The sequence below is a fragment of the Pseudolactococcus reticulitermitis genome, from assembly GCF_002260845.1.
GTDB lineage: Bacteria > Bacillota > Bacilli > Lactobacillales > Streptococcaceae > Pseudolactococcus > Pseudolactococcus reticulitermitis.
Window position 1 is genome coordinate 35,688 of the sequence record NZ_BEDT01000003.1, and the last position, 18,064, is coordinate 53,751.

The following is an 18,064-nucleotide window of genomic DNA, read 5'->3' on the forward strand; positions in this document are numbered from 1 at the left end:
ACTATCTTTGCAATCGCTTTCTTTTTGGTTTATAATTAATGTGGTATTATAATGCTTATGCGCTTAAAAAAGGGATATGTTAAACATATCAAGTGCATCACAAAAAAAGAAAAGGAAACCTACTCCCTATGAAAACAGTTATTATTGGTTCAAACCATGCAGGTATCGCTGCTGCCAATACACTCCTTGACAATTATCCTGGCACTGAAGTTGTCTTGATTGACCGCAATACTAACCTCAGCTACCTTGGCTGTGGTACGGCACTTTGGGTTGGTCGTCAAATTGATGGCTACGAAGATCTCTTCTATACCAACGAAGCAGCTTTCCGCAAAAAAGGCGCTAAAATTTTCATGGAATCAAGTGTGACAAGCATTGATTTCAACACTAAAATCGTTCACTTTGAAAATAAAGCTGGCGAAAAATCTGAAGAAAGCTATGATAAATTAATCTTAGCAACTGGTAGCAAACCCATCGTGCCAAATATCCCAGGTAAAAATCTTGAAGGCTTGCACTTTTTGAAACTTTTCCAAGAAGGTCAAGAAGTTGACCGCGATATGTCGCGTGATGACGTCAAAACTGTTGCTGTCATCGGTGCTGGTTATATCGGCGTTGAAATTGCTGAAGCAGCTAAACGTCGGGGCAAAAACGTCCTCCTCTTCGATGCCATGCCAACGTCTCTTGCGTCTTACTACGATCCTGAATTTACACACAACATGGACAAAAACCTCGAAGCACACGGGATTGAACTCCACTTTGGTGAACTTGCGACTGAATACAGAGGCGACAAACGTGTCGAACAACTCGTGACTGACAAAGGCACTTACGATGTCGACATGGTCATCAATGCCATTGGTTTCACAGCCAATTCAGATCTGGGCAAAGACCATTTAGCAACTTTCCAAAATGGTGCTTACCTTGTCGATAACCATCAAAAAACAAGCGACGATAGCGTTTATGCCGTAGGTGACTGTGCAACAATCTACTCAAATGCCCTTGAAGCGACGACTTATATCGCCCTTGCGACAAATGCCGTCCGTAGCGGTATCGTTGCCGGTCATAATGTCGGTGGGACTGAACTTGATGCCATCGGTGTCCAAGGCAGTAACGGGATTTCAATCTTCGGCTACAATATGGTGTCAACAGGTCTTTCTGTTGCCGCTGCTAAAAAAGCTGAAATTGACGTTGACTACACTGACTTTGAAGACTTACAAAAACCTGGCTTTATCAAAGAAAATGCACCGGTTAAAATTCGTATCGTCTATGAAAAATCATCACGTCGTATCGTTGGGGCACAGCTTGCCTCAACTGAAGATATTTCAGCTAACATTCACATGTTCAGCTTGGCGATCCAAGAACACGTGACAATTGATAAGTTGAAACTCTTGGACATCTTCTTCTTGCCACATTTCAACCAACCCTACAACTACATTACAATGGCGGCACTTGGCGCTAAATAATTACTTGAAAGCACCCAACAAGTCGGCACTTGGCTCATTTATTGGGTGTTTTTTAATAGCAAAATTTTCACAAAAAAAGAACCTTGAAAGGCTCTCCTTCTATTTTATTTTCCTTAGTCAATCCCAATTTCTTTTCGAACAACCGCAACGATGGTATCAACATAGTCGTCCACTTCTTGATGTGTTGGCGCTTCTGCCATGACACGCAATAAAGGTTCCGTCCCGCTAGGGCGAACAAGAATACGACCATTGCCTGCCATTTTTTCTTCCATCTTAGCAATAATAGCCGCAATCGCAGGCACTTCCATGGCTTTATGTTTCATGCTATTTTCGACACGCACATTGACTAATTTTTGCGGATAAATCGTCACTTGTGCTGCTAATTCTGACAGTTTTTGACCTGTTTCACGCATGACTTTCACGAGTAAAATCGCTGAAGCTTGCCCATCACCTGTTGTATTATGATCTAGGAAAATGATATGACCTGACTGTTCACCACCGAAATTATGACCGTTTTTCTTCATTTCTTCAACGACATAGCGGTCGCCAACAGCAGTAATCACGCTGTTGATGCCTGCAGCTTCCAAGGCTTTATGGAAACCGAGATTCGACATGACAGTTGTCACGACGGTATCCTTGGCTAACAATCCCTTTTCATGTAAGTGTTTGGCAACGATGAACATAATCTTGTCACCATCAACAATCGCCCCTGTTTCATCGACAGCAATCAAGCGGTCACCATCTCCATCAAATGCCAAGCCTAAATCTGAACCATTTTCAACTACTGCTTTTGCCAGATTTTCTGGGTGAGTTGAGCCGACGCCGAGGTTAATGTTCAGGCCATCAGGTTTTTCACCAATCACATGGATATCCGCTGAAAGGTCAGTGAAAACCGTACGTGCGCTGGTATAAGTGGCACCATTTGCAGTATCAAGGGTAATTTTAAAGCCATCAAAACTGCCGTCTGCCGTGCTTTTCAAAAATTCATCATATTTTCGAACCGCTTCTGAATAATCATGTAAGATACCAAGACCTTGCGCCGAAGGACGTGGTAAGGTGTCACGTTCAGCATCGAGCAAAGCTTCGATTTCAAGCTCTTGGCTATCTTCCAACTTAAAACCATCAGCCCCAAAGAACTTGATACCATTATCCAAGGCAGGATTATGGCTGGCAGAAATCATGACACCCGCTGATACGCCATCTTTTTTAACCAGATAGGCCACACCCGGTGTCGCAATGACCCCAAGGTCATAGACTTCAATCCCAACACTCAAGAGACCTGAAATCAGTGAGGTCCCCAACATTTGACCTGAAATCCGCGTATCACGCGCCACGTAAACTTTAGGTGTGCCATTTTCATGCTGTGAAAGAACGTAGCCTCCGAAACGACCCAGTTTGAAAGCCATCTCTGGTGTCAATTCAACATTCGCCTCACCACGCACACCATCAGTTCCAAAGTATTTACCCATGTTCTTGTCTCATTTCTAATTATTTGATTTTACTCTATTATAACTTACTTTTTATTTTATCTCCATGATAAACTATTTTTTAACAGGTGTTACCGTCACGTCGACAACAGCTGGTGAAATGGTCACATTATCTTCTGAAAGTGATACCTTGACCGTTGTTTCCTTGGTAATATTGGTCACGTCGATATTGGCTGTGATACTTGAGAGCTCGTCAAGGTATTTCTGCTCGCCAGAAACAGTTGCCATGTCTTTAGCGAGCTTAAAATTATAAGCTGCAATCTTATCATCTTTTTTGCCAATGATTTTGCCAACTATCGGGACATCTTTGTGGGGTAATTCAACATCTACCTTCATATTGACAGAGGTTGGTGATAGCTTCGCTGACAACACTTTACCTGATTTGTCGACAGCTTGTAGATAGACCTTGCCAGAGTAATCATTGTCCAAAATCACATCGCTTGGCAATACCGCCTGTACCTTGTCAATCTGTGACAGGATAGACTCACCAGTGGTCACTTTCACCCTCTCCTTGTCAAGGCTGACATTTTTGATTTGATAGCCTTCTGGCAATAATTTAAGAGAGACAACTGGGGTAATACCAAAAGTCTTGTCTGCTTTTTTCTCAACTGTCACTGAAATGTTACCCGGATCAACTTGTGCATTGACACCTGTCGCTAGTTCGACCACTCTTACAGGGACTTCGACCGTACCCTCTTTCACTTTTGTCAAATCGGCAACCAGATGAAAACTGCGTGTATCTGATGATTTTTCAGCATCAAGTCGGACAAGGTTGTAAGAGGTCAGATAAACATTGGCGTTACCATCAAAACCTGAAACAAAATACTTATCTTGATTATAGTTCAGCTCAATCGGTACATCATATAAAGTCGTCGAATGGGTTTCTGCCACATTTGCTCGATTATCAGAATTTTTCAATAACACAGCATTGGCATTAAAAAATAAAACAATGGCAAAGAAGAGACTGACGAGGATATAAATAAATTTAGACGACACGAAGTCTTTATTTTTCATTTGCTTGACCTCTCTTTGTCTTTAATTTCTTCAAGAGTTTATCTCGCTTACTTGTTTTGGTCGTATCTTCTAGATTTTTGATTAAAAAGTCATGGAACTCGCTTTTAGAGAGGTCTGGGTAAAACTCACCGTTTTGAGTAATAGAGATAGCGCCTGTTTCTTCTGATACAATCAAGGTAATGGCATCTGAAAGCTCAGAAATACCAATCGCCGCACGGTGGCGGGTTCCGAATTCCTTAGAAATCGTGCTACTTTCGGTCAGCGGTAAATAGGCTGACGTTACCGCAATTTTATCCCCTTGAATGATGACTGCCCCATCGTGCAGGGGCGTATTGGGAATAAAAATGTTAATGAGCAACTCGGCTGTAATATCAGCATCCAGTTTAATACCCGTCGAGATGTACTCTTCCAGCGTTTGAGACTGCTCGATAACAATCAACGCACCGATTCTACGCTCACTCATGTAGTCAAACGACTTCTCGTAGGCCTTGATATGGCTCGATTGTTTTTGCTTGTCATCTGATAGGCTAAAACTGAAAATATTCGTGGTGCGCCCGAGACTTTCCAGACCGCGACGAATTTCCGGCTGAAAGACGATAACCGCGGCTATCACACCGTAGGTAATAACTTGGTTCAAGAGCCACTCAAAGGTACCAAGACCCAGCCAACCACTGATGATTTTAAGCATGATAAATAAGAGGACACCACGCACCAATGTCATCAATTTCGTCCCTTGCACACTCCGCAAGGCGCTATAAATCAAAAAGGTAATCAGACTGATGTCGACGATGGCGATAAAAAGTCGCCACGGTGTCAGATTCAGCTGAATTATTTCCTGCCAAGACTGCAGGTTGAAAATCTGATTAAAATCATTCATGGTTTTATTTTACCATTTTTAGCGCTTATTAACAGGGGAAAGGGACGATGATAGCTAAATTTATGACAAATCGCCATTACCTCTCCCATGACAAAATGCCTAGAAAATGGTGTCTTTGCTTTTCGGCAGGTGCTGCTTCAAATTTAGCAACGTAAGTCTCACTACTCTCTTCTGAGCGATCAGCGACTGCCAGTCGAAAGTCTTGTAATTGAGAGAAATCAAAGGTTTTCCGATAATTATTATCCCGTGCGAGCTTAAACAAAGGAATTTGATAGGCTTGAAACCAATTTATTTTAGGATTTTCCAAGGGACTTTCCAGATAAATTAAGCCGTCTATCCGTCTAGATAATTTCGCCATGTCTTCGGCTGCCAACATATGATTGTAGCCAAACAAGAGCCTAATGTCATAGTCACGCTTGGGTTGAAACTGGTATAGATTTTCTAAGCTATATTTTTCTGTCACAACTCTTAATCCCAACTGTTCAAGCGAGGCAACCATTTGTTTGACAAAATCGCTAGCTCTATCCAGACCATTAAACAAAAGTTCGATATTTTTATCGACATTTTTAGTCTCAAGTAGGGTCGCTGACACATAAGACCGCTCCAAATCTAAGGCGATTAATTCATCTAATAAATCCCCAGCTGCTGCCACACCAGCCATTGTCCCAAAAATCTTCTTATCAATCAGTTTGACAAGAATGGGATAATCTTTTAAAATCGCTTGTTTTAAGGGCAAGAGATAAGCAACCTGTGGTGCGATTAAGATGACGTCGATAAATTGATTGAGGTCAAAAGCATTTTCAGAACTGATGACGTCTACTCCGCCATAAACAAGAATTAAGTCATATTTTTCTCGAAAATTTTTCTCTTTTGCCATGACAGTGGCGAGGTGGGCAGAGGTAACTTTTAAGGCAGGGTAGGTTGTTTCTAGTGCTGTTACCATTCTGATACAAAATAAGCTGGAGGACATGCCACCCGCACAACAAATATAGACAAACATTTTTCACCTTCTTACTTCTCGTTTTTGTAATCGTTTTCTATTTTTCATTATAACATAAAGGAAACGTCTCTGAAAAAATAAAAAAAACACACGACAAGCAATTTCAAACATTGCTGTCATGCAGTTTTTGGGGGATAAATTATTTCTTAGCTTTTTTCAATTTCCGCCATGCGATAAACCAAGCCGCAAGACCGGTTGCACCTAGTAATGAAAGGTTGGCGTTATCTGAACTACCTGTTTTTGGTAATTGTTGCTTAGGCGCATCGCCTCCCGTCGTTGGTAGAGACGGCGCTTTGCCTGTATCAGGCCCAGACATCATCACCTGCCAGCTGTATTTTCTAATTTCAGGTAGGTCATACGTATACCAGGGCGTGTAAATCTTTTCTTGATACGATGGTTGATAAACCTCTAGATCATAAGTTTCCCAAGACAGACTGTCTTCCCGATACGCATACTTCGTCGGTAAATAGCTATGCTTTGCCATCTCATAACTATAAAGGTCATCTGTATAGGCATAAACTGGCGCAAGTTTTTGATAATACGGTAGCTCGTCGCGTGTTTGATACTGTGGCGTAGCGACTGAATAAGTATACATAGCCTCATCATCAATTTCGTAACCGTAGTCAAAAGCAGCAATCTTATTAAGCGCAACTTCTTCTTTATCGGTATAGTAGAACTTATTCCAAGTAAAGACAGGTTCACCTCTGCCATCAATCGCCTGTACGCCTGTCGCAGGATCAATATAAGGAAGAAGTTCCATATAAATGTAATCATTGAGGATTTCATCTGATGGTGTATTTAAACTCTCCTGACCATACTGTTGAATCGTTGTCCGATAGAGCAGTCTATCTTTTGAAATGCGACCATTCGGTTCAATATTTTGATTTTTAGGATCAGCTTTAAGTAGTTCGCTCTCAGCTGTATTTTTCACTGGTCTGAAGCACATCATCGCCCAAGCCCAACTATCTATACCCCCTGCATTCCCAACCCCTGTTTTGATTGAGTTAGCGACATTCGTGTCAAAGCCTGCTGTTCCTTTAAGTTGATACCAAGTAGTCGCCGTGCCAACACCATTGTTATAGGAATCTTGCGACATATCTAGCTCATGTTTATGGTAATCGGCAACTTTTGGCACATCTGATACGATATATTTCCACTGTGTCTTTTTATAGCGATGACTTGTCGCTTCTCGCTCCCAATACTCATAAACTTTGCCTTCTTCTGCTTTAAGCCCCTCTTCTTCAAGAGATTCTGCGTGTAGTGGCAAATGCAAGCTCGCTAAAGTGACGCGTTTTCTAGAGCCATTTTCTTCCAAAACAGGAGAATATTGCAATCTTCATCTAGGTCTCCTTTTAATTTACTAGGATCAAGGATACCAGCATCTGTGTAGAGTTTCTCGATATAGACCTCTTTTTTAGAATATTTATTACCAACTTTTTTAGGAATGCTAGCCTTGGTTTCTTTAATATGAGTGCCCGGTAACAAATCTACCGCAGGAAACAGACCATCTGTTGCCTGTGGAAAATCATTGAACAAACTTTCTGTATCGAAATCGAATGGTTCAATCTCATCACTTGATACAATAAGGTTAAGATCACTCACATCCATGATGCGTTTGCCTGCTGTATCTCTGACAATCAGACCCTTGTCGAAATCAGCTTGTAAGTCTGCAAGTGTCGCATTTTCTCGTTTTACTGGATTTTCTTCCAATAAACGTGCCCGACTTGTTTCATCATTATAATCATCAGCCGACATCTCATCATATTTGACATCTGGTTCTGGCGAATTTATTATAGGCGACCAGTCTGATAAATAAGACTGCCCCGTCAACTGCCAATCAGTCCCTTCCTTGCCTTTAGGTTGAGTTGTCAGTGGATCTCCAACAGGTCTAGTGCCTTTATTTGTATGGTTATCATGAGCTTGTGCCTCAGTCAAACTATCTGTTTCTGTTTCAGCTGTCACTGATTTGGTCAAAGTTCCGAGTGTTACGAGACCACTTGCGGCATCCAGTAGATTTTGAGCGTGTTCAGCAGTGCTATAGCTTTGATTTGAGATTTTGTCATCTGGTAATTGTACCAACTCACCGCTCGTCACTTTATCAGCATCAGCTTTACCTGGAATAGCATTTGCTAAATCTTCTGCTGCAAATGGTGCTGTTGTAAAATTAGGCTGTGACTGTGCTAAAACCTTATCCGTCGTGAAGTGTGTCTCTCCCTCAGTAATGTTCAGACCATAATTATCAATTGGATTCACATTATTTTTCACATAATCAGGTAAGTTGGCATATTCTCCAGACAGTTGCTGACTTAAAGGTCTAGATTGCTCTAATCTAACACCTGAATTCAAGCTCTGATAGTGGTTAGATAAGTCACTTATCTCATTTTTCCCTAATTGTGTATGCTGACCCAAAAGCTGTTCTGGGAAAATCACATAATGTTCGGTATCTGGTGCTAGACCTTGGATGACCTTGCCCACTGTATAGTCATCTGACTTAGTAATGATTTTAAAATGAAGCTGCCCCTCAGCTTCATTTTTATCTGATGTGATGATGCCGACTTTTTCTTGTTGTACCAATTCATCTACAAATCGATGAAAGTCCGAGTTATTTAAAACAGCTTCTGGTACTTCCGATAAGTTATTTGTCGAATACACTTTAACTTGATTGCCATTTAATAGCACCACATTCTCTGTGGTTTTTGCATAGACTACCTCTGATATATTCTGTCCATTTAAGGCATAAGGTAACAATACGGCACTTAGTAAGATAACGTGTTTCAATCTACTCTTTTGTTTTTTATTCATAATTCCTCTTTATTTATAACTGTTTTATAATCTTATTATATTTAAACTTTTATCATCAGTCAAATGATATGATAATTATGATAAAAACATTTTTTAGGAACCATTATAAAAAGCTGTTTTCTATATGAAATAAAAACGAATCGCCTGGCTAAGCGATTCGTTTTTTTATACCGGTAGTCTTATCATTTTTAAAAGGCTATTATTTTTGCCATCTGTTTTATTGTAACGGAAATTTTTTAATTTAGTTGCTAACTAGTCATCTTGCGATATGCGAAGTCGATTCTTGATCGCTAAAACAAAGCCAATAATCGCTAAAAAGACAATTCCCAGCCCAAAAATAAGGCTATTTCCTTCTTGATTCTCCCCTGTTTCTGGGAAACTAGTATTTTCCTTTGCTTTCTGTACAGAATCACCTTGAATTGGTGCTGACTTAGAAGAGATAGGTTCAGAAGTTATAGGAACGGGGTCAGATTTGGCAACTGGATCTACCGTATAAGTAACCGTAACAACTTGATCCACGCTTTGACTGGTGACTGTTTGAACACTTGTTTCACCCGCAGTATCACCTGCCATACTTGATTTCGTCCAATGCAACCCACTAATCGTTGGATTAGCTATCGCATCAAAACTTGTGCTCTTGCCCTCAAGCCAAGGTGTCCCTAGAGTCCCATCCATACTCGTAATTATCTCACCCGTGTGATCTCCTGTTTGATAATAAATTGTTTCTGTGCCAGTTTGATCATTTTTCACAGTCGCAAATGTGATTTCTTGCACACTATCTGGGGCGACAGTATTCCCCTTATCATCCACATAATGAATGGTCTGCTCTACTTTGGATAAGCTTACAGTATAAGTATCTGCTGCATAAGTCACTGTGATTTCTTGATCTGCATCTTGGCTTGTCACAGATTGCGTCCGCGTTTTCAAAGCCACATCATCTGCGACACTTGAACTCACCCAGTGTAAGCCACTAATTATTGGATTTTCGACTTCCTCAAAATTTGCATTAGACCCCACAGTCCAATCTGTTCCTAAAGAGCCGTCGGCACTTGTGACTGTATCGCCTGTGTGATTTCCTGCTTGGTAATAAGTTGCTGCCACACCAGTTTGATCATTCTTCACAGTCGCAAATGTGATTTCTTGCACACTACCTGGGGCGACAGTATTGCCGCTACCATCTACATAATGGATAGTTTGACCTACTTTAGATAAATTCACAGTGTAAGTATCTGCTGCATAGGTCACTGTGATGACTTGGTCTGTATCTTTATTTGTGACAGCTTGCGCACTCGTTTCAGTGGCAGTATCGCCTGTCACACTTGAACTTACCCAATGGGAGCCATTAACTGCAGGATTGGCTACTACGCCAAAGTTTGTGCTAGTTCCTACAGTCCAACCTGTCCTTAAGGTACCATCGGCACTTGTGACCTTAGCACCAGTTTGATCTCCTGTTTGATAATAAATTGTTTCTGTGCCAGTTTGATCATTTTTCACAGTCGCAAAAGTGATATACTGTGTCGCATCTGGGGCGACAGTATTGCCGCTACCATCTACATAGTGGATAGTTTGAGCTACTTTAGATAAACTTACCGTATAAGTATCTGGCGCATAAGTCACTGTGACAGTTTGGTCTGGCCCTTGATTCGTAACAGCTTGAGCGCTGGTTTCACTAGAAACATCTCCTGTCACACTTGAACTGACCCAATGCGAACCACTGACTGCGGGATTGGCTACTGCGCCAAAGTTTGTGCTAGTTCCTGTCGTCCACCCTGTTCCCAAAGAGCCATCGGCACTTGTGACTGTATCGCCTGTGTGATTTTCTGCTTGGTAATAAGTTGCTGCCACACCAGTTTGGTCATCTTTGACAGTCGCAAAAGTGACGTACTGAACACTATCTGGTGCAAGTGTCTTACCTTTAGCATCTACATAATGAATGGTTTGAGCTACTTTAGATAGACTTACTGTATAGGTGTCTTGTGTGTAGACATATGTCACATCAAGAGTTGTTCCTGCAGTTGCTGGATAGGCAATATTTGAAACTGCTCCTGTTGTTGAATTCACACCACTGATATTTGATGGTAATTGAGTTGTATCTAGGTGATAACCAAGAACTTGAAGGCTACTGCTTGAAATATTCAGTGTATCTCCTGCAGGATTCGTCGCTGACCCTACAGGCCAACCGTAGTTATTGGAAACGCCTTTAATCGGATTACCACTTTGGTCTACATAATGCACCTTAATCGTTGATTGTCCTTGTTGAGCACCTGCAGCTGCAGCAACATTTAACGTATTGGTCCCTAAATTTTTTGAATAGCCATCCGTAGAGTATGCCACTCCTGTAACTTTAATCGTGTTGCTGATACTGGTATCATTTGTAAGAAAAGTAAACTGTGCTAATCCTGAAACTTCAAAAACATTAAGTTGCGAGTCTGTCAACGTAGAAGTCGCTTGATTAACACCATCCTGAGTTCCTGACCAATCATTGCTCATGACTATGGCTCTAGCATCTGTTGATGACGCTGGGTGACTCTGAGATAAACTTCCTTGATTTACATAAAAAGTCAACGATCCGTCCGAATTTTTAATCCATCCGCTAGTATTTGGTATAGTAGACGATGTCAAATCTGCATCATTCATATCTGGACTTAATCCTCCAGCAGGAAAAGCTATTTTTTGATTACTCGAAATTGCCCCACTAGGGCTACCACCAGAGTTCCCAGCAATATTTTTACCATCTGGGGTAAGTCTATATAAATAAGATCCTACACCAGGATACGTAATTGAAGATAAATCTATTTTTGAGGCATCTTCAGCACTAACATGAAAAATCGTTACAACATTGCCAGTCGGTGCATTCCCTATCGTAGAGTCATAACTACCGTTTAAAGCACTATTCATATACTGTTGATTCGATTGTGAAAATGAAATACTTCCTTTACCTGCCACAGAACTATTAGAAGTATTATTTATTATATACCCTGTTAAATTAGTAGCTGGATTTGGAGCAACATTTGTCCATGTATAAGTCGTATGAATTGTACTATTTAGGTATGATGAAGTTATTGTTGTAGAGGAAGTATCACCATTACTTCCCCCTACGTTACCAAACGATAAATTGAGCGTTGATGACTGCACCAAATTATTATCATAAGATGAACTTAAAGTGTACATCGTAGCACCATCGAAAGCATCCCCATTCGCCATTATATAGCCAGCACCACTTGGTGTTGCATTACCTACCTTTGCACCGGTATAACCCACCTTACCAAAATTAATTATATCTCCTGCTTTTAATTTCGAATTAGCAGCAATCGTAAAAGTCACCTGGGTAGGTATTGGATAACTATTTGTTACTGTACCATCTGGAATGCTCCAGGTTACCTGTACATTTGTGATAGTACCATCAGCAATCAAATCAGTCGCATTATATGTTGTTGCTGCTGCCGCAACAACTGTTGAAAGTTTTGATGGTGCCATAGGAGTAAGAGAAGTTACAGAATTGTTTGTTGTATTTAGAGAATCCGAAGATGTCACTTCACTACTATCTTCACTCTCACTTGTCTTTGGTGTTGTTCCTTCTGTCACATTTGAAGTTGAAGTCTCTCCATTAGTTACAGCGTCCTCTGACGATTGCGTTGTCGAATTTAGCGAGGTGGTTGATTCTGTCGTTGTGTCTGCATGAGTGATCAACTCCCCAAGAACTGGAAAACTAGATACGCCTTCACTAACTAAAAGAGTCAGTATACTCGCACTATAGAGCCATTTTTTACCTGATTTCCAGATACGAAAATGTGTTGTACATGTATTATATTTATCTTTACTCATTTTTGCCCCTCTATTTCAAAAATATATTAATTAATTCTTCATGTATACAAAATTGAATGTATACAAAAAGTGAGCCTAACAGAGACCGATAGCAACACGGTCTCCGAAAAACTCAGTCATTAAGAAGTATCAAAATAATTTAAAGCATATAAAATAACAACACTTAAATAATTAACTGTTGGCTGTTGGCTGTTGGCTGTTGGCTGTTGGCTGTTGGCTGTTGGCTGTTGGCTGTTGGCTGTTGGCTGTTGGCTGTTGGCTGTTGGCTGTTGGCTGTTGGCTGTTGGCTGTTGGCGTTTATTTGCGTCGCTTGCGCATCACAAATAAACGCCAACAGAGGTGCAGAAAAAGCTATCAACTTAGAACTAAAAAAACTGTTTAGGTTAATTGTCAAAGCTATCATCACTATCTCCTACTCCTACTAATTTTCATGTTTTCTGTTTTTATATTTAAAAATAACAACTTCATAAAAATTAGACCTAATTTTATATTTATATTCTAACACTATTGTTTTATTTTTGCAATAGACTGAAAACAAAAAAGTATATATTTTTTGCCTTTTATTCTTTACCACTAAAAAATAAATCCTAAATTTTAGCATTAACCCAAAAACATCACTCAATAATTGGGCGATGTTTTTGTTATTTATGATTTAGTTTCCTGCTCGTTTCGCCGCACGCTCTGCACGTTTGGCAGCACGGCGCGCCTCAGCGTCAGGGTCTTTTTCACGTTTAGGATGTTCTATCTTAGTAGCGGCTGTGACAGAAACTATTTCTTCACCCTTAGCCTTGGCTTCCTTGGCTAGGAATTTATCCAAGTCACCAGACAGCCGAGCATAACGGACAAATTTCCGTCGCGCATCAGCGGTCGTCTTATCAAACAAAGCTTGCGCAGCTTCTGGCTTAATCCTTTGCAGACTGGCAAATCGGACTTGTTGGGTCATGAACGCAGTCATTTTATCAAAATCTGGTTTCTTGAAGTCAAGCGTCAGGGGATTTTTACCCATATCTTCCAAGTTTGGATTATAGCGATAAAGTTGCCAGTAGCCTGACTCAACAGCCTCTTTTGCCTCACGAATGGTTTGTGACATGCCACCACGTAAGCCGTGTGAGATACAAGGCGTATAAGCGATAATAATGGACGGGCCATTATGGCGTTCTGCTTCTTCAAATGCCTTAATCGTTTGCATTTTATTGGCACCTGAGGCGATTTGGGCGACATAGACATTACCATAGGTCATGGCCATGAAACCTAAGTCTTTCTTAGCTGCGGCTTTTCCTGCTGCTGAGAATTTCTCAATCGCAGAACGTGGTGTGCCTTTAGAGACTTGCCCACCCGTATTGGCATAGACTTCATTATCCATGACGAGCATATTGACATCTGCACCAGAGGCAATGACATGGTCAATCCCGCCAAAACCGATGTCGTAAGCCCAACCGTCGCCCCCAATCATCCATTGGGTCGGTTTAACAAATTGATCTTGACGTGCTCGAATACTGTCAAAGGCTGTTCCTAATTCTGCCAGCGCACTCTTGAGTTTTTCAGCACGTTGGCGTGTACCGTCTGAGTCGTCTTTATGGTCAATCCAGTCTTGCATCAGGGCTGCTGTTTCATCTGATACAGTCACTTCATGAAGCAGAGCTGTCATATCCTTGGCTAACTTCGTGCGGCGCGCTTGCGACGCTAACCACATGCCATAGCCAAATTCCGCATTGTCCTCCAAGAGGGAATTAGACCAGGCAGGGCCTTGACCGGCAGCGTTTGTCGTGTAAGGGCTGACAGGTGCCGCGCCGCCCCAGATAGAGGAGCAACCCGTGGCATTGGCAATCATCATGCGGTCGCCGAACATTTGTGTGAGGAGCTTCACGTAAGGCGTTTCGCCACAGCCGGCACAAGCGCCAGAGAATTCAAGCAAGGGCGTATTGAACTGGGTGCCAATAACTGTGTTGGCTTTAGCTGGATTAGCTTTAGTTTTCAGGGTCATCGAGAAAGCCCAGTTCGCCGCCTCAGCGCGTACTTCTTCATAAGGTTTCATTTCAAGCGCTTTGCCCTTGGCTGGACATGCCTCGACACAAAGCCCACATCCCGTACAGTCCTCGACAGAGACCTGAATGCGGTACATGAGCCCATCTGCGCCACGGTAATCCTTGACCAGATAACCTTCTGGCGCCTCATTAAGCTCATCTTCATCCAGTAAGAAAGGACGAATCGCCGCGTGTGGGCAGACAAAACTACACTCGTTACACATGGTACATTTGTCAACATCCCAGACGGGCACTTCCAAGGCAACACCACGTTTTTCAAAAGCGGTTGTGCCAAGTGGCATCCGACCGTCGGTCATGTCGTTGTCAACCAAATCGCCAACTGACAGATTATCGCCTTCTTGCGCGTTGACATTATTGACGATTTGGAAGACATATTTCTTCACTTTTTCACCGCCAACTTCAATGGCTTGTGGCGCTTGAGCATTTGCCCAATCCGCTGGAATCGTCACTTTGTGCAAACCGTCCACAGCCAAATCCATGGCTTGCCAGTTTTGCTCAACAATCTTCATCGATTTACGGGCATAACTGTCATGGGCATCTTGTTTGAGAATGCTAAAGACGTCATCAAAGGGCATAATTTGTGATAATTTGAAGAACCCAACTTGCATGGCAGTGTTAATCCGTCGACCAAGGCCAGCTTTCCCCGCAATTTCAACGGCATTCATGGTATAAAACTGAATGTCATTTTCAGCGAGATAACGTTTCATCCGACTTGGCAAATGATGATTGAGCTGCTCATCCGTCCAGACCGTATTGAGCAGGAAAGTACCGCCTTTTTTGAGCCCTTTCAGGACATCATACTGGTGGACATAGCTGGCTGTTGATAGACTGACAAAATCAGCGTGTTGAATCATATAAGTCGATTTAATTGGCGTATCGCCAAAACGCAAGTGACTAACTGTCAAGCCACCAGATTTTTTAGAGTCATAGGCAAAAGCCCCTTGGACGTATTTATCCGTGTGGTTACCGATAATTTTAATGGCAGATTTATTGGCACCAACAGTGCCATCAGAGCCAAAGCCCCAGAACTTCGCCTGAAAGGTTGAACTTGGTGTCAAATCAAGCGAAGATCCTAAGTCGAGCGACAAATTCGTCACATCATCCGTGATACCGATTGTGAAGCGTTTTTTAGGCGCGTCTTTAACTAATTCATCAAAAACAGCAACGATTTGGCTTGGCGTCGTATCTTTCGAGCCAATCCCATAACGCCCACCAATTACTTTGATGTTGGTTGCTTGATCAAATAAAACAGACTTAACATCCAGATAAAGTGGCTCACCATCAGCACCTGGCTCCTTAGTTCTATCCAAGACAGCGATTTTTGTCACAGTTTTAGGCAGTTTTTCAAGGAAATTTTCTGCTGGAAATGGCCGATATAGATGCACATTTAAGAAACCCGTCTTGCGACCTTGTGCATTGAGATAAGCCACAGTCTGCTCAATCGTTTCGCCGACAGAGCCAATTGACACAATCACTTCCGTCGCGTCTTCTGCCCCGTAGTAGTTAATTAAATCGTAATCTGTGCCACGCAAAGCATTAATCTTGCCCATGTATTTTTGGACAATCGCAGGCACCTGATCATAGTGACGATTGGTCGTTTCACGCTGTTGGAAATGAATGTCAGCATTCTGGTTGGTGCCCGAAACTGTCGGGTGATCAGGATTCATGGCTCTATCACGAAATGCTTGGAGCTTTTCTTGATTGATCAGTTGACCCAGATCCGCATAGTCCAAGACCTCAATTTTTTGGAGTTCATGGGAGGTTCTGAACCCATCAAAAAAGTTCATAAACGGCACAGATGCCTCAATCGTCGCTAAATGTGCCACAGCTGACAAATCCATGACTTCCTGAACAGAAGATTCTGCCAACATGACATAGCCCGTTGCACGCGCACTCATGACATCAGACTGATCGCCAAAAATATTAAGAGCATTGGTCGATACCGCACGCGCCGCGACATGAATCACACTAGGGAGCAGTTCCCCCGCGATTTTATACATGTTTGGCAGCATGAGCAATAAGCCTTGCGACGCTGTATAGGTCGTCGCAAGCGCCCCTGCTTTGAGGGCGCCATGAATCGCACCCGCAGCGCCCGCCTCAGACTGCATCTCACTGATTGAGACCGTATCGCCCCAAATATTTTTCCGCCCCGCAGCTTGCCACTCGTCAGTGTACTCTGCCATGGGACTAGATGGTGTAATCGGATAGATAGATGCCACTTCCGTGAAGGCATAAGCGACATGAGCCGCTGCCATATTCCCGTCCATTGTTTTACGCATGTTTACCTCTTTCTGTGATTTCATTTCTTGAAATCTTGAAACTTGACCTCCGCTAACGCTCCGCCCAAGCAGGGTCATTCACGAACTTTGTCCGCTCAAAGTCTTTCTGTGATGTTAAAATCAGGTCTATGAGTATGCTTACTTTGACTAAGTTATACTGTTCTATTCTAACATTTTTTTAAAGATTTTTCAGAAAATTACACATTTTTTCATTGATTTTTACAGGAAAATGCTGTCGAAAATAACTTATAACTTTTGAAAGGCTCTTGAACTGGTATTTAAAATGTATTGACAAAAAAATAGCTTTCTAAATGAAAGCCATCAGATATACTTTTCATATTACCGCTTGATTATCCAGAAACAGATGATGTGTATAAGATTTCCACCACACCAAATTTTTATCGCCTAACATCTTTAAAATATAAATCATCATGCTCTGCGTGAACTTTTTTATTTCCATTTAGTTTTGTATAGGATGCCATAATTCCCAAATATTTAATAAATTTTCATCTTTTATATCAGAGATGATTTGTTCGGCAATCTGATAATTGCCGTTCATACTATTCAATTCAGCCAAAGCAAGTTTCAATGATTGGGTATCACATAAGTTGTTTTCGTACGCATCTTGTTTATTTAGAACTAAATATCGTCCCAAAGTTGTTTTCATTGCTCGCTTAATATCCAACTGAATTTTCCCAATCTCTGCAAGCGCACTATTAAACATTAGACTTGAGTTCTCAGGATACATTGTCAAAGCAAATTCTGCTACCTTTTTAGCAGCTTCAAACTCATTTTTCGTATAAAGTAGAGTTATATATCGTTCAAATAGATTTGAAGTGTATGGCGATATTAATATGGCATCTTTTTCTATCAGCACCTCTTGATTTTTAAATAAATATTTGATTAAGAGCGGTTCGTATTTTGACTCTTGAATTAATGCTTGTATAGCATATGGTGATAGATGAGCAAACCATCTTGGATTACTTGAGTCAAGTTCAATCATTTTCATTAGTAAACGATAGTATCGTTCATTTTTTGAAAATTTCGCTACCTCGTCTTGTGAACTTCCTACATTTTCTATCACAATTTTAGTTAATATACCAAATACAGGTTCATCAGTTTTAATATCTCTTAATTCTTCATGAACTAACCCATAAAAATTTGAGTTAGCCTTATTATAAAGCCTAGCTGGTACACTGATATGAGCAGAATTTTGATTATGCTGTTCAAAATTTATAGAAAAAGGTTCACTTATCGTATTCTCTAAGAGTGTCACTA

General features: G+C 41.4%; 11 protein-coding genes. 1 reads left to right on the forward strand and 10 read right to left on the reverse strand.

Going from position 1 to position 18,064, the window contains the following annotated elements; genetic code table 11:
• The first annotated feature begins 128 nt into the window (after nucleotides 1-128).
• Complete coding sequence (nox, locus tag RsY01_RS06300) at nucleotides 129-1,457, forward strand: H2O-forming NADH oxidase (RefSeq protein WP_094784712.1); 1,329 nt, start codon at nucleotides 129-131, stop codon at nucleotides 1,455-1,457.
• Nucleotides 1,458-1,570: 113 nt separating this feature from the next.
• Here nox and glmM read toward each other — a convergent pair whose 3' ends face one another.
• The 10 genes from glmM to RsY01_RS06355 form a co-directional block, all read right to left on the reverse strand.
• A complete protein-coding gene (gene glmM, locus RsY01_RS06305; RefSeq protein ID WP_094784713.1) occupies nucleotides 1,571-2,926 on the reverse strand; it encodes a phosphoglucosamine mutase in 1,356 nt (451 codons plus the stop codon).
• A gap of 72 nt (nucleotides 2,927-2,998) precedes the next feature.
• The gene (locus RsY01_RS06310; protein WP_094784714.1) at nucleotides 2,999-3,958 is read right to left on the reverse strand and encodes a CdaR family protein; all 960 of its coding nucleotides are present in this window, start codon (nucleotides 3,956-3,958) and stop codon (nucleotides 2,999-3,001) included.
• Nucleotides 3,948-4,835 (reverse strand): diadenylate cyclase CdaA, encoded by an 888-nt coding sequence (cdaA, locus tag RsY01_RS06315; protein ID WP_094784715.1) that lies wholly within the window; start codon nucleotides 4,833-4,835, stop codon nucleotides 3,948-3,950. The genes RsY01_RS06310 and cdaA overlap by 11 nt, the downstream gene beginning before the upstream one ends.
• A gap of 76 nt (nucleotides 4,836-4,911) precedes the next feature.
• Entirely contained in the window at nucleotides 4,912-5,835 is a 924-nt protein-coding gene (locus RsY01_RS06320) for a PTS sugar transporter subunit IIB (protein ID WP_094784716.1), read from the reverse strand.
• Between the two features lie 139 nt (nucleotides 5,836-5,974).
• Nucleotides 5,975-7,168, reverse strand: a complete 1,194-nt coding sequence (locus tag RsY01_RS06325; RefSeq protein WP_133063193.1) for an LPXTG cell wall anchor domain-containing protein — start codon at nucleotides 7,166-7,168, stop codon at nucleotides 5,975-5,977.
• Nucleotides 7,114-8,637 carry a hypothetical protein gene (locus tag RsY01_RS06330; RefSeq protein ID WP_094784718.1) on the reverse strand — a complete coding sequence of 508 codons (1,524 nt, stop codon included), beginning with the start codon at nucleotides 8,635-8,637 and terminating at the stop codon, nucleotides 7,114-7,116. Before RsY01_RS06330 ends, RsY01_RS06325 begins: the two co-directional genes overlap by 55 nt.
• Before the next feature lie 252 nt (nucleotides 8,638-8,889).
• A complete protein-coding gene (locus RsY01_RS06335) occupies nucleotides 8,890-12,462 on the reverse strand; it encodes a mucin-binding protein (protein ID WP_094784719.1) in 3,573 nt (1,190 codons plus the stop codon).
• A gap of 163 nt (nucleotides 12,463-12,625) precedes the next feature.
• On the reverse strand, nucleotides 12,626-12,865 hold the full coding sequence (locus tag RsY01_RS10840; RefSeq protein ID WP_133063194.1) for a hypothetical protein: 240 nt from the start codon (nucleotides 12,863-12,865) through the stop codon (nucleotides 12,626-12,628).
• Between the two features lie 249 nt (nucleotides 12,866-13,114).
• Nucleotides 13,115-16,786, reverse strand: a complete 3,672-nt coding sequence (gene nifJ / locus RsY01_RS06350; protein WP_094784722.1) for a pyruvate:ferredoxin (flavodoxin) oxidoreductase — start codon at nucleotides 16,784-16,786, stop codon at nucleotides 13,115-13,117.
• A 460-nt stretch (nucleotides 16,787-17,246) separates the two neighbouring features.
• The gene (locus RsY01_RS06355; RefSeq protein WP_094784723.1) at nucleotides 17,247-18,062 is read right to left on the reverse strand and encodes a hypothetical protein; all 816 of its coding nucleotides are present in this window, start codon (nucleotides 18,060-18,062) and stop codon (nucleotides 17,247-17,249) included.
• Nucleotides 18,063-18,064: the final 2 nt, after the last annotated feature.

Excerpts from the sequence above, each read along its gene's own strand:
- nox (WP_094784712.1), top strand. The coding sequence starts at position 129 with ATGAAAACAGTTATTATTGGTTCAAACCATGCAGGTATCGCTGCTGCC.
- glmM (WP_094784713.1), bottom strand. The coding sequence starts at position 2,926 with ATGGGTAAATACTTTGGAACTGATGGTGTGCGTGGTGAGGCGAATGTT.
- RsY01_RS06310 (WP_094784714.1), bottom strand. The coding sequence starts at position 3,958 with ATGAAAAATAAAGACTTCGTGTCGTCTAAATTTATTTATATCCTCGTC.
- cdaA (WP_094784715.1), bottom strand. The coding sequence starts at position 4,835 with ATGAATGATTTTAATCAGATTTTCAACCTGCAGTCTTGGCAGGAAATA.
- RsY01_RS06320 (WP_094784716.1), bottom strand. The coding sequence starts at position 5,835 with ATGTTTGTCTATATTTGTTGTGCGGGTGGCATGTCCTCCAGCTTATTT.
- RsY01_RS06330 (WP_094784718.1), bottom strand. The coding sequence starts at position 8,637 with ATGAATAAAAAACAAAAGAGTAGATTGAAACACGTTATCTTACTAAGT.
- RsY01_RS06335 (WP_094784719.1), bottom strand. The coding sequence starts at position 12,462 with ATGAGTAAAGATAAATATAATACATGTACAACACATTTTCGTATCTGG.
- RsY01_RS10840 (WP_133063194.1), bottom strand. The coding sequence starts at position 12,865 with ATGATAGCTTTGACAATTAACCTAAACAGTTTTTTTAGTTCTAAGTTG.
- nifJ (WP_094784722.1), bottom strand. The coding sequence starts at position 16,786 with ATGCGTAAAACAATGGACGGGAATATGGCAGCGGCTCATGTCGCTTAT.